A 14,172-nucleotide genomic window follows, 5' to 3' on the forward strand; every position below is an offset into this window, starting at 1 on the left:
AAAACATAGCTCTTGAGTGATAATGAAGAATAACATAGGATTTACGGAAAAACCCCGGTTCATAGGAAAAAATCTTGAGTTTGTCAGCAACTACCAACAAAGAAACCGGGTTTCTAGCCCGCCGCGCGTAAGTCCTGTAATATTGACCAACAAGAACACCTAATTTGAGAGAACCAACTATGATGGCAATTCCCGGCGTTGCAGTTCTCGCTCTCATTTATGAAAGCAGCACTTCCCTGGTTTACCGCGGCCGCAACGAGCAAGACAACCAACCTGTTATTATCAAAATTCTCAAAGAAGACTATCCGACTCCCGAAGAACTGAATAGATACAAACGGGAATATGACATCACTGCCAACTTAAACCAGCTCGACGGAGTTGTTAAAATGCACAGGTTGCAGCAGGTTAGAAATAGTCTGGCAATGATTTTAGAAGATTTTGGTGGCGAATCTTTAAAAATATTTATGGCTACCCAAAAATTTACATCTTTGGGATTTTTGACCACAGCCATCAAAGTTGCTGAAACTTTGGGAGAGATTCACGCAAAAAATGTAATTCATAAAGATATAAACCCCTCTAATATAGTTTTTAATCCCGCAACTGGACAAGTTAAAATCATAGATTTTAGCATCTCAAGTGACTCAAATCAGGAAAACGTTGCCAATAAAAATCCCAACTTTTTAGAAGGGACTTTAGCCTATATGTCGCCGGAACAAACTGGCAGAATGAACCGGGTAATCGATTACCGCACGGACTTTTATTCTCTTGGCGTCACCTTCTATGAAGTCCTGGCAGGACAGCTCCCTTTTACCACTACCGATCCCATGGAGTTAGTTCACTGTCACATCGCCAAACAGCCAGTACCTCTCGCTGAACTTTCACCAGAAATTCCTCAAGCTATTTCAGACATTGTGATGAAATTGCTAGCAAAAGCGGCTGAGGATCGCTATCAAAGTGCTTGGGGACTGAAAGCGGATTTGGAATCCTGTCTGTTTCAGTTGCAAACATCTGGGGTTATTTCCGAGTTTGCTCTCGGCAGCCAAGATATTTCGGACAAATTTCAAATTCCTCAAAAACTTTACGGCAGACAGCGAGAAGTTGAAACTCTTTTAGCGGCATTTGAACGGGTAGCAGCAACAAATAATCGAGCCTACCGCATCGAACAGTCCCAAATTTCTGTCATCAAGAAAGAGAGCAAATCGCGCAAAGAAAGTTCCCTGTCAGTGCTCGCGAGAGGACAGCATAAATCCCGCAGCGAGATGATGCTGATTGCTGGTTATTCTGGCATTGGCAAATCTGCAATGGTGAAGATTTTAGACAAACCTATTACCCGCAGGCGCGGCTATTTTATTTGGGGAAAATTTGACCAGTACAAGCGGACTATTCCTTACTCAGCAGTTGTTAGCGCCTTTTCGGAATTGGTGCGGCAACTGTTAACTGAAAGCGAAGCTCAATTGGCAGTTTGGCGCGAAAAACTCCGTACTGCTTTCGGGCAAAACGGGCAAATTATTATTGATGTAATTCCCGAAGTTGAACTCATTGTCGGAGCTCAGTCTCCTGTAGCTGAATTGGGGCCGACGGAATCTCTCAACCGCTTTAATTTACTCTTTCAAAATTTCATTCGCGTATTTTGCCAGCCCGAACATCCGCTGGTGATTTTTCTCGACGATTTGCAGTGGGCAGATTCTGCCACACTCAAATTGATCGAATTGATGATGACAGATGAAGCTACTCAATATCTGTTTTTAATTGGCGCTTATCGGGATAATGAAGTCAGTCCCACTCATCCTTTAATGATGACTGTCGAGACGCTGCGAAATCAGGAAGCCATCATTAATGAAATTGCTCTGTCGCCGCTGGGGGTGGACAACATCACTCATTTGATTGCCGAGACTTTGCACAGCGATCGCGAATCTGTCAAACCCTTAGCCCAATTGGTTGTCAGTAAAACAGACGGCAATCCTTTTTTTGTTAATCAATTCCTACAAACATTGTATCAAGAAAATCTGCTAGTTTTTCATCCGCCACAGTTGGGGAGCAAGGGCGGCTGGCATTGGGATATGACTCAAATTGAGCAGTGCGCTATCACTGACAATGTAGTAGATTTGATGGTGCAGAAGTTGAGAAAACTGCCAAGTTCAACGCAGCAGGTTTTGCGTTTAGTGGCTTGTTTGGGCAACGAATTTGACTTGAATACTCTTTCTTTAATCAATGAGAAAGAAGCGTCGGAAACTTTTTCTCACCTGTTGCCGGCGATTAAGTCGGGGCTGATTCTGCCGACTTCGGAATTGGAAAGCAAGTCATTAGATTACGTGCTGTTTCCGCTGTTAATTCTCAATTATAAATTTTTGCACGATCGCGTCCAACAAGCAGCTTACGCTTTAATTGACGATTCGCAAAAAAAAGACGTTCACCTGAAAATCGGCAGGCAGATCCTCGAAAATACTCCTGCTGAATATCGCGCTGACAGAATCTTTGAGTTAGTAGATCACTTGAATGTAGCGCGATCGCTAATTCGAGACGAGCGAGAACTAATTGAACTGGCAACCCTGAATTTAGACGCCGCCCGCAGAGCCAAAGATGCCACAGCTTACGTTGCTGCGTTGCAGTATTTAACCGCAGGTATGGACGGTTTAACCGCCGATATCTGGGATTCCCACTACGATTTAGCCTTTGCTCTGCACATGGAGCGGGCAAATGTTGAGTATCTGAACGGCTATTTCGAGCATTCAGAAGAATTTATCAACATAACTTTGCAAAAAGCGCGATCGCCTTTAGAAAAAGTAGAAATTTACAACCTCCTGATCGTGCAGTACACCCTGCGAGCCAAATACGAGGAAGCAGTTAAAGCTGGAATCAAAGCCTTGAACTTGCTGGGCATTGACTTGCCACTAGACGGGCTGCAAAAAGTCATAGCCGAAGAATTTGCAGCAGCCACAAACTTTTTAGCAGGTAGAGAAATAGCTTCCCTGATTGACGCTCCCGAAATGACAGTACCCGACAAAAAAGTCGCAGTCAAATTAATCACCAACTTCTTAACATCAGCTTACCTCAGCAATCCCGACTTATGGAAAGTCAGCGTTTTAAAAGGAGTCAATCTTTCTCTCACCTACGGTTTAGTACCCGAAGCATCTCTCTGCTACGCAGGCTACGGTATGTTCTTAAACGCTGTTTCGGGAGATTACAAAGCCGCGTATCAATTTGCCATGCTATCGCTAAATTTGAGCGAAAAATCTGGCAATATCGGCTTGAAGTGCAGAGCTTGTTCTTCGCTGGTTAGTATTTTTCATTACTGGTTCAACCATATTAAAGAGGCACACGCAATCAGTAATGAAGGATATCAAGCAGCTTTAGAATCAGGAGATTTAGAATATGCCGGTTATATCCTATCCAACCGCATAGCCAATTACTTTTTTCAAGGCAAAGAAATATCGCAAATTCTGGCAGACACGAGCAGGTATTTGCAGTTCAGCCAAAAAACCAAAAATCAGCTTGTTACCGATACATTATTAGGAGTGGATCTGATACTGCGTAACTTGAGCCAACTCACTGTTGACAAGTTTGTCTTTGAAAGCGACGATATGAGCGAAGCTGAATACGTACAAAACTGTCAAGCTCATCAAAATTTGTACTCGCTTTGCCTTTACCAGATTCGCAAATGCCAGGTAATGTACTGGTATGGCAACTTCAATGAAGCACTACAACTAGCATTGGAAGTAGAAAAGCAACTATCTTTTATTACCGGAGCGATACCCGCTACCGAGTGGAATTTTTTCTTTTCTCTAGTTTTAGCTGCCGTTTTTCCCAATGTTTCAAAAAGCAAGCAAAAACAATATCTGGAAAAGTTAGAAGCCAATCAAAAACAGATGAAAATCTGGGCTGATAACTGTCGTGAAAACTTTCTGCACAAGTATCTTTTAGTACAAGCAGAAATAGCGAGAATTACCAAGAAAGATTCAGAAGCTGTAGAGCTTTACGATTTCTCGATCAATTTAGCTCAAGACAATGAGTTTGTCCAAAATGAAGCCCTCGCTAACGAACTAGCCGCCAAGTTTTGGTTGAGTAAAGGCAAATATCAATATGCCAAAATCCACTTGCGCGAAGCTCACTCGTGCTACTTGCGCTGGGGTGCAGTCCGCAAAGTTGAAGATTTAGAACAGAAGTATCCCCAGTTGCGGGAAATGACGCCGCTCAACGGCAGTTTTCACAACAATCAAACTACCACAACTATTCATACTTCTACTGGAAGCGATGCGAGAGTGCTGGATTTAGCAACTGTAATGAAAGCATCTCTGGCAATTTCCAGCGAAATTGTCCTAGACAAGTTGCTGGCTTCTTTGATGAGGATCTCGCTCGAAAATGCAGGCGCACAATCCGGGTTTTTAATCTTGGTGAGAAATGAAAAACTGTTAATTTCTGCCAAAGCGTCAGTAATTGCTGAAGATGTAGCAGTGATGCAATTTACGCCTGTTGAAGAATGTCAGGATTTGCCTGTTACGGTGATTAATTATGTGGAAAGGACTCGATCGGACTTGGTGTTGAGCAATGCTGTGGCTGAGGGGCGATTTACTGCCGATCCTTACATTGCCAAACACCAACTCAAATCTCTTTTGTGTACGCCGATTGTCAATCAAGGCAAACTAATTGGGATTCTTTATTTAGAAAACAATTTAACACTGGGGGCTTTTACAGCGCATAGATTGGAAGTTTTAAGGCTGCTTTCTTCGCAAGTTGCTATTTCTTTGGAAAATGCTCTGCTTTACAATTCGGTGGAGCAGAAAGTGCAAGAGCGGACGTATGAGTTAAATGACAAGAATGAGCGTTTAGAACAAACTTTGCTGGAGCTGAAACTAACTCAAGCTCAATTAATTCAAACTGAAAAAATGTCGAGTTTGGGGCAAATGGTGGCTGGTGTTGCTCACGAAATTAATAACCCTGTAAGTTTTATCTACGGCAATCTAAATCCAGCTAGCGACTACGTGAAAGACTTGCTGAAGTTGATTGAGCTTTACCAGCAGCACTATCCCGAACCTGCTGATGAAATCATCGAGGAAATAGAAACAATTGAACTGGAATTTTTGAGCGAAGATTTGCAAAAGCTGCTGGATTCTATGAAAGTCGGAGCGGAAAGAATCCGGGATATTGTGTTGAGTTTGCGGAATTTCTCGCGCCTGGATGAAGCGCAAATGAAGTCGGTTAATATCGATGAAGGCCTAGACAGTACAGTGATGTTGCTGCAACCCCGCCTGAGAAAAGAAGGTGGCCGTTTGGGAATTGAGGTGATTAAAAATTACAGCAAGCTACCGTTAATTACTTGTTATGCGTCGCAGTTGAATCAGGTATTTATGAATATTTTGACAAATGCGATCGATGCGCTGCTGTTGGCAAGAGATTGCCCGAAAAAATCTCAAAATACTCCTACAATTACAATTTCTACGGAGGTGACCGATCGCAATTCTGCTATTATTAGAATTGCTGATAGTGGGCCTGGGATGAGCGCTGAGGTACTGCACAAGATATTCGATCCGTTTTTTACAACTAAGCCGGTGGGTTCGGGAACTGGTTTGGGATTATCGATTTCGCACTCGATTGTTGTGAGTTCTCATGGCGGAAAGTTGAGTTGTGTTTCTGCACCTGGAGAGGGGACTGAGTTTGTTATTGAAATTCCGATCGCCCCACGGCAAGTTGTGTAAGGAAGAAAGGGGGAATATTAGGTGAATATCGGGTGAATATTGGGTGAATATTGGGTGAATATCGGGTGAATATTGGGTGAATATTGGGTGAATTTCCGTTGGATACCGGCGAATATTGGGTGAATATTGGGTGAATATTGGGTGAATTTCCGTTGGATACCGGGCGAAGGTCATTCGCGGCTACACAAACAATGTCCGCCTCCGCGGACTAAGAAAGAAAGAAAGAAAGAAAGGGCGAAGGTCATTCGTGGCTACACAAACAATGTCCGCCTTCGCGGACTAAGAAAATTGTATTTGGCGGTATAAATCGCCGATCGCAATTTCCACACCAACCGATTCAAGTGTCAAAGAATCGCCCAAATTATATTCTGAGAGCACCCATTGTCCCTGTTGATTGCGCCGAAACATTTCTAGTCCCGGCTGTTCTACTTGCACCAAGACATACTCTTGCAGCGTTGAGAATTGGCGATATTTAGCAAATTTTGTGCCGCGATCGACTGCTTCTGTGGAAGGTGATAAAACTTCGACAATCAAGGAAGGAAATTGGGCGTTGCTTAATCATGGTATGAAAAAAATAAGTTTAAAATCCAAAACCTTTGTGGATACTGGTTTCTATGACAGACCTATTTAGCCTTTCATACCGTAAATCAGCAACGCCGGAAATTGCACCAATTGCGGATCGTTATCGCGATCGTCACAAGTTACTACAACATCAGGATAAAAATACTTTCGCCCTGGTTCGACTTGGACTTTGACATCGGCGATGTAAGGTTCGCAAGGGCGATCGACAAGGGCATCATCTAGTATCCTGAAGAAATTTCCTGAAATCCGATTGTGATTGCGGGTGCCGCCACTCATGGCGACGACTTCGCCATCCCAATACTCGTAGCGTTCTTCTTGGGTGGGTTCCCAAGCCAGGTATTCTGATGCGCTCATCGATAGGCGATCGGGTAAAGCAACCATAATGCGATGGAAACTAGATACCAGTTGTTTCCTTATGCCATTGTATCACCTCAGCGCACAATTAATTGACCGAATAAACCGCTTTCGATCATTCTTTTTCCAGCAGACAGACTTCTAATTCAAACAAGCGGCGGTAGTTGAAGGAATAATTTGTAACTGGTTTGCGGGATTCGTACAAACCGATCGATTTGCGACAGTCGGGGGAGATCGATCGAATTCGATCGCCCGGAATGTCGAAATCTGCTTGCACTTTGCGCTGCTTGGGGTTGATTCCGGGCGATCGCACTTCAAAAAATCATGATTTAGCCACCATTAAAGGTAATCACGGTAATCTCACTCTGCGGTAACGGCCAAACCAGAAACCACAGGCGCGATCGCATTTAACATCAAAACAGGATGCTCGCCTTCCACCTGACGGCAATTCCAGTCATTCCTAAATAACAAAACAGGCCTTCCCCAACAATCCTTTACCGTCACAGTATTAAACAGCCGTCCCACCTTTGCCAGCGCATCCCAACCGCCATCAACCCAACGAGCTACACTGTAAGGCAACATATCGATCGTAGTTTCGACATTATATTCCGACTGCATTCGGAACTGCACCACCTCAAATTGCAACTGTCCCACAGCCGCCAAAATCGGTTCGCGTTTCGACTCATCAACCGAATACATAATTTGCACGGCGCCCTCTTCCTGCAACTCCGAAACACCTTTGCGGAACTGCTTAAACTTAGAAGGATTCGGATTTCTTAAAAACGCAAAAAGTTCCGGCGAAAAACAGGGAATCCCTTCATATTCGACTTTTTGACCGGTGAAAATAGTATCCCCGATCGCAAAAACCCCCGGATTGTTCAAACCAATCACATCGCCCGGATATGCAACCTCGATCGACTCCCGATCCTGAGCAAATAACTTTTGAGGTCTTGACAAACGCACCGTTTTACCAGTCCGAGCGTGAGTGACGTTCATGTCCTTTTCAAACTTGCCGGTACAAACCCGAATAAACGCCACGCGATCGCGATGTCTCGGATCCATATTGGCTTGCAACTTAAACACAAACCCGGTAAAATCTTCATAAGTTGGGGGCAGTTCGCCGGCGCTGCTGTTGCGGGCGATCGGCTTCATCGCGTAATCTAAAAACGCATCCAAAAACAATTCAACCCCAAAATTGCTCATCGCGCTGCCAAAGAAAACCGGAGTCATTTTCCCCGCCCGAACCGAGTCTAAATCGAGTTCAGTTCCCAACTCATCTAGCAGTTCCAACTCTTCTTTGAGCTGATAGTAAAGGTCTTGTTCCAGCAAATCCTCAATGCGCGGATCGCCTAATTCAATTACAGTATCAACCGCCGCCCGAGAACCGTGTTGGGCCCGCTCGAACAAGTGAATTTTGCGCCCCCTGCGATCGAAAACACCTTTAAAGCGATCGCCCGTACCAATAGGCCAATTCACCGGATAAGTCTGCAACCCCAATTCCTTCTCAATTTCGTCCAACAAATCCAAAGGATCTCTGCTAGGGCGATCGAGCTTATTAAAGAAAGTAAAAATAGGCAAACGTCGCAACTTACAAACTTCAAATAACTTGCGAGTTTGCGGTTCCAAACCCTTAGCAGCATCCTCAAGCATCACAGCATTATCAGCAGCAGCCAGAGTGCGATAAGTATCTTCACTAAAATCTTGGTGTCCGGGAGTATCGAGCAGATTAATGTGATATTTTTTATACTCAAACTGCAAAACAGTAGAAGTAATCGAAATTCCCCGCTGCTGTTCCATCGCCATCCAGTCAGAGGTAGCGTGTCGTTGAGCTCGCCGCGCTTTCACAGAACCTGCTTCGTGAATTGCACCCCCGTAAAGCAGCAGCTTTTCTGTCAAAGTAGTTTTACCCGCGTCAGGGTGCGAGATAATAGCAAAGTTGCGCCGGCGCTCAACAGCAGTTAGCAGTTCAGTTTCGAGTTCTGTTGTCATTACAAATTAGGTAGGGGAATCATCACCCGATCGCCATTATAGCGTGTGCTACAGTGACTATTAAAGGTAAACTTATTGCTAAGGTCAAGGGAATAAAAGCCATATGTACGACTCCGACAAGCGGAAGCTGCTATCACTGGTGTGTCACGGGGCAATTTTTTTCAGTACGTTACTGTTCTCGATCGGAGCGCCGATCGCAGTATTGTTAGTATCTGATGACCCAGTTGTCAAAGAAAACGCCACGGAAGCCATCAATTTTCACTTAAATGTATGGCTGTACAGCGTTGTGATTGTAGGCATAACAGTAGTTACTTTTGGGCTGGCCGGGCCCATCCTAGTGCCGCTAGGTTATCTCCTACATTGGGGACTGACAATCATGGCTATTATCCACGTGTTGCAAACTCCTAACGAACCTTACCGCTACCCTTTTATTTTCCGAATAGTTTAGACAGCAAATCGCGCTTCATTATCGATTTTAAACAACCCGGTTGTGTAAAAAGCCGGGTTTTTAATTGTTTGATATCTCACGTAAACATTATCCAGGTTCGTAGTGAGGACTTTAGTCCTGAGATTTTGATGAAGAAGGACTAAATTCCTCACTACAAACGAATTCTCCAGGTTCGTAGTGAGGACTTTAGTCCTGAGATTTTGATGAAGAAGGACTAAAGTCCTCACTACAAACGAATTCTCCAGGTTCGTAGTGAGGACTTTAGTCCTGAGATTTTGATGAAGAAGGACTAAAGTCCTCACTACAAACGAATTCTCCAGGTTAGACCAAAACACAATTCCAGTTCTCAACATTTATCGCATTTCAGGAACTCTCACAGCATCAGGAGGCGGCATAACCGCTTCCTTAGCATTCAACTTGATATTCAACTCGCGAATCCGGCGCGACAGCAAGCGAATAATATTAACAGCAATTCCCGGCGTTTCATCGATCGCATCATAAAGCTGCATTTGAGTCAGCATCAAACACTCCGATTGTTCCAGAGTCGAAATAGAAGCCGATCGAGGTTCCGCATCAAATAGCGACATTTCCCCGAAACAAGCCCCCGCCTTCAACTGTGCCAAATCCCGATCGCCTATATGCACCCGCACCGTACCCGATACCAAGATATAGAGCGATCGGCCTTCTTGTCCTTCCGTAAAAATCCTGTGCTTAGAAGGAAACGAAAGTTCGTCCATTACCGATGCTAGACGCACAAGAAAATCATCCCGCAGTTCCTTAAAAATCGGAACTTCCCTGACAAACAATAGGCGTTCGACGCTAGTTAACATAATGCGATGCAGTGATTAATTTATACTTTCAAAGGAGAAGGAAAAGGAGAGTGGGAGAGGGGGAGAGGGGGAGAGGGAGAGACTGGGATAATGGGGTAATGGGAAAATATGCCTTCTTCCCTCTTCCTTACAGCAAGCATCTCAGTTTTGATTTTATAGTGCGAGCGTCCCCGCTCGCGATCTATACCAACACTCGCGAGCGGGGACAGCACTGTCAAGAAACTGCTTTTTTGCAGGAGACGCTCGCACTGTCAAGAAACTGCTTTTTTGCAGGAGACGCTCGCACTGTCAAGAAACTGCTTTTTTGCAGGGGACGCTCGCACTGTCAAGAAACTGCTTTTTTGCAAAAGTGAGATGCTCCATCCTTACATCCCGTACATTGCTCGTTACTGAACGAACTTCCTTCTTCCTTCTTCCTTCTTTACCTTTTCCCCCCAGAACCCAACTCTGCCATCATTTCTTCAACTTGAGCTGATACTAAATTATCGGGGTCATTTTGCAGCCTCGGCAACAATTCGAGCAAAGCCCGCGGTGAAGCTATTTTCAAATAGGCTAACACTGCTTCGCGGACAAAACCCGTCGGGTGTTGCAGACAGACAAGAGTTTGTTGGGCGGTAAGGCTCCAACGCGCTTCCCTCGCCAAGTGAAAACAGCAAGCTAAAGTCCAATCAGAAAGGAAATGGCGCAATTCCAGCAAGCGGCGCAAACGATCGCTCGGGGATAGAGGTTTGTACACCATTAATTCCGAGAGATTGCTCAATTTCTCTCTTTCCGAGTGCTGATCCAACAAATTAATCAGCGATCGCTTCTTAGCGATATCCACAGTATTGTCGAGAATTTCCAATCCCCTAGCCACCAAAGAAGGTTGGCCAGAAGCAATGTTGAAAGCAGCAGCTTGTACGGTGTCCAACGGATAAAGAAACTTCATCAGCAAAAAACATCGTTCCTTAGCATCAGCTTCCAAACCCGCCAGAGCGCGCTGCAACAATTGAGCCGTATCGTTCTCGGGTGCACCCCTGCTGGCATCTCGATCGGCAAAATTGCCATAGGTTGTTACACCAGACAAATCCACCATAGCTGCATAAATTTGACCGATAAACATCAACTCCTGTTCGATGAGAGTTTCCAATCCGCTGCGGCCGATGCGGTCTAGAATCCCTTCTATACCCGCTTCCGATGGCATTTTCAACAGGATGCGGAGGATGTTGCGCCTGGTAGTTCCCCAAGCCGTCATCAAATTGCTGACCAAAATGTCGATCGCCTCTACAGTCCCTATTTGACCGAGAGCCGTCCAAGCTTGCAATCTGACCAAATCCGACTTATGGATGTCCTCAGCCAAATAGACGAGCAAAGGAATCGCATCATTGTGAAGTTTGACGATCGCCTGCAAAGCCGCTTCCCTAGTCGATTTGTAACCGAGTCCGCGCAGCAGGGAAGGATAATATTCTTCAGAATGAGTAGACGAAATCACGTCTAACAGAGCACAGCGTACTCGCAGAGATTCATCTTGCAACAGATTGGGGATATAAAGCCGCAGTCCTTGCAAATAATCAGCCTCTCCCAGAGCCCGCGTTCCCATCACCCGTTCTCGTTCCATCTTGTGGGTAAGCATTTGGCGCAGCGTATTAGTAGCCTCTGCCTTTTGCTGGCGATCGCCCCTTCTCATAATTAAAGCAGCAGCCGTACCCCGCACCACCGGATCGACAGTCGCCTGCAAGTAAGGGCGCAAGCTGTCAATATTCGGTTCAGCCTCCGTCAGCCAAATGTAACGCAAAGCCAAGGCCAGCACCTCCGGCGGCAAGGATTGCTGCGAAAGCGCCCGTACAGCTTCTAAATATTCCGGATTCGGGTGTTGCAGCATTGTTTCCAAGCTCTGGCGCTGCAACGATGCCGACAGCGAATCGAGAAGCGGAGCAAGAACTTCTCCGACATTTTTGGGGTCAATTTGCGTCAGGAGTTCTATGCAAGAGCGCTTTTCATCTTCGCCTCCCGGCTTTTCCAGAGTTTCCACCACCGCGCGCTTGAGAGCTTTGAGGTCAACGTCTGTGACACCCAAGCGCCCCCGTTCAGCACTTTTGACCAACAAACCGACGTATTGAGAGCGGATCAGCCACACTACAAACAGCCACACTAGGGCCAAAAGTACGATCGCCCCGATGAATACCAAGCTTTGGTTATCGTGAAATACCGTGTCTTTTTCGTCTTGGTGGGGCAGTACCTTGTCTGTCACCCACAGCATAATCAGGATGCCAACTCCTGTCACTCCGCAGGACATAGGTTCGCCCACACCGTTGACTAGAGTTTGAATTCCCGATCGAATATTGTCAGGAATCGGTTGGAATAAAACCGGGCTCACAGTTTCCAACAGCGTGTAGTGCAGCAGTTCGTCCAGAAATCTCAGCAATATCAGTCCGATGAACACAGATACTAGCTGGCCCAGGGATGCTCCTATCGTCAGCACGCCCAGAATCGCGATTCCCGCAGGCAAAATCATCGCCGTTACGAATACACCGATTCGTTCTACCAACCGGCTGGAGGCGAACCACTGAGTCGCCACTTGAAACAAGCCTTGTATGCCTTCGTAAATCCCCAGGAAGCTAGCAATCCAACTAGCTCCACTAGCGCCGTCCGAAGGATTTTGGTATTCTAACTGGCTGTAGAATTGAAAATCTACCAACACATAGAGGACTTCTGCAAGGACGAAAAAACTAACTAGAGGTATGGCGTATTTTTGGAGAGGGCCTGTTACTTTGCGGGCGGCAAATTCTTGTTGGTCGTCGTCTTCATCGTCATCTGTCCAGTGAGCCGTTTCCGGGAAAGCTTGGCGGTATTTTTCTGTCAGGTAGTACAGCAACAGCGAGCCTGTCGCCACCATTAACCCCGATACTAGAGTAACGTTTTTGAGTCCGACTACATAGAGCAAAACCGGCAGAGAAAACCCGCTAACTACTCCAGCCACTAGATAACCACTACTGACTAGCGGATAGGTGCGCTTGATTTCTCTAATATTAAACAGTTGGTTGGAAGTAATGGAAGTATTGAGGTCGTTGAGGACATAGCAAGCTTCCACCCACAGCCACATCAAAAAAATAGTAATAAAAGCGATGCTGATGCCAGCTATCTTAGTATTTTCGTAGCCGATGCCGAATCTAAACAAAAATAGCGGTACCGACATCATTCCCAGAACCACTACAACGGTGCGTCTCAGGGGCAGGATTTTTTGCAGCCACGAGTAGACAAATCCCAAACCAGAACCGATAAAGGCGCTGGCTATATAGATAAAGGGCATTTTGTCCGCACCGAATTCGTCTAAAAACAGACCTACCGTGCTGAGTTCCAGCCAGATCAGCCCGACGGATGTTAGAGTGTAGACGAGGAACATCAGTATGGTTCGCTCTACTTCTTCCGATCGCAGGTTGAGCGATCGCAGCACTCCTTTTCCTGCTCCCGCCCAAGCGCTGATTTGAAAATTTTCCATGCTTAAGAGTGCGTAGATATCCCGATTTTAGATTTTAGATTTTAGATTTCGCCTAGCGCGAGCGCCCTTACGATTTTAGATTTGCTCCACAGATGGAATCTAGGAGCTGGAACTAGAGTCTAAAATTTTTGTTTTGACCCTCGACGACTAGAGTCGGAAACCTATATCCATTTTTGGGCATAGCAATTAGTCTACCGTCACCAGTCTATTACTATTGACTGATGACTGATGACTGATGACTAATTGCTCATAACTATTTTTTCGGCGACAGCAGCATCATCATACTGCGGCCTTCTTTTTTCGGCGCTTGCTGCACCTCTGCGATTTCCTGCAAATCTGTGGCCATGCGCTTGAGCAAGTCCTCTGCTAGGTTACTGTGTTGGATTTCCCGACCTCTGAACATGATCGTGGCTTTTACTTTGTCCCCAGATTTGATAAAGCGGTCTGCTAGTTTGAGGCGCACTTGGTAGTCGTGTTCTTCAATTTTGTAGCGCATCTTAACTTCCTTCACGTCAGCAGTGTGTTGCTTCCGTTTGGCTTCTCGCGCTTTCTTTTCCTGCTCAAATTTGTACTTCCCGTAGTCCATAACGCGACATACAGGTGGGTCAGCTTTGTCGCTGACAAGTACGAGGTCGAGTTCTTTTTCTTCTGCCAGACGCAGCGCTTCTGCGGGTGTCAATATCCCTAGTTGCGCGCCGTCGGTATCGATCACCCGGATTTTGGGGTATCGAATATTTTCGTTGATCTGGGGTAGGTTGCGATTTTGTCTTCTTTCAATCACAGGCATGAATGGTTTTA

Annotated in this window: 7 protein-coding genes and 1 pseudogene; 2 read left to right on the forward strand and 6 right to left on the reverse strand. The window is 45.6% G+C overall.

The window, feature by feature from the left end:
* The first annotated feature begins 179 nt into the window (after window positions 1-179).
* Window positions 180-5,693, forward strand: coding sequence for an ATP-binding sensor histidine kinase (locus QZ938_RS00915; RefSeq protein WP_293346921.1), 5,514 nt, complete (start codon window positions 180-182; stop codon window positions 5,691-5,693).
* A gap of 279 nt (window positions 5,694-5,972) precedes the next feature.
* Here the strand turns inward: QZ938_RS00915 and QZ938_RS32960 are convergent.
* From QZ938_RS32960 to prfC, 3 genes and pseudogenes are all read right to left on the reverse strand, one after another.
* A pseudogene (locus tag QZ938_RS32960) lies at window positions 5,973-6,656 on the reverse strand (Uma2 family endonuclease).
* An 88-nt stretch (window positions 6,657-6,744) separates the two neighbouring features.
* Window positions 6,745-6,942: a hypothetical protein gene (locus QZ938_RS00930; protein WP_293156100.1), complete on the reverse strand. Its 198-nt coding sequence runs from the start codon at window positions 6,940-6,942 to the stop codon at window positions 6,745-6,747.
* A gap of 47 nt (window positions 6,943-6,989) precedes the next feature.
* Window positions 6,990-8,618, reverse strand: a complete 1,629-nt coding sequence (gene prfC / locus QZ938_RS00935; RefSeq protein ID WP_293346574.1) for a peptide chain release factor 3 — start codon at window positions 8,616-8,618, stop codon at window positions 6,990-6,992.
* Window positions 8,619-8,721: 103 nt separating this feature from the next.
* Here prfC and QZ938_RS00940 point away from each other — a divergent pair, with 103 nt between their 5' ends.
* Entirely contained in the window at window positions 8,722-9,066 is a 345-nt protein-coding gene (locus QZ938_RS00940) for a DUF4870 domain-containing protein (RefSeq protein WP_293346572.1), read from the forward strand.
* A gap of 353 nt (window positions 9,067-9,419) precedes the next feature.
* On the opposite strand, the gene QZ938_RS00945 is transcribed toward QZ938_RS00940, so the two are convergent.
* From QZ938_RS00945 to infC, 3 genes are all read right to left on the reverse strand, one after another.
* Window positions 9,420-9,896: a Crp/Fnr family transcriptional regulator gene (locus tag QZ938_RS00945; RefSeq protein ID WP_293156112.1), complete on the reverse strand. Its 477-nt coding sequence runs from the start codon at window positions 9,894-9,896 to the stop codon at window positions 9,420-9,422.
* Between the two features lie 421 nt (window positions 9,897-10,317).
* Window positions 10,318-13,374 carry a HEAT repeat domain-containing protein gene (locus QZ938_RS00950; RefSeq protein WP_293346570.1) on the reverse strand — a complete coding sequence of 1,019 codons (3,057 nt, stop codon included), beginning with the start codon at window positions 13,372-13,374 and terminating at the stop codon, window positions 10,318-10,320.
* A gap of 253 nt (window positions 13,375-13,627) precedes the next feature.
* Window positions 13,628-14,161, reverse strand: coding sequence for a translation initiation factor IF-3 (gene infC, locus QZ938_RS00955; RefSeq protein WP_265239585.1), 534 nt, complete (start codon window positions 14,159-14,161; stop codon window positions 13,628-13,630).
* Between the last annotated feature and the right edge of the window lie 11 nt (window positions 14,162-14,172).

The organism is Microcoleus sp. CAWBG27 (genome assembly GCF_020883145.1).
In the GTDB taxonomy this organism is placed as follows: Bacteria; Cyanobacteriota; Cyanobacteriia; order Cyanobacteriales; family Microcoleaceae; genus Microcoleus.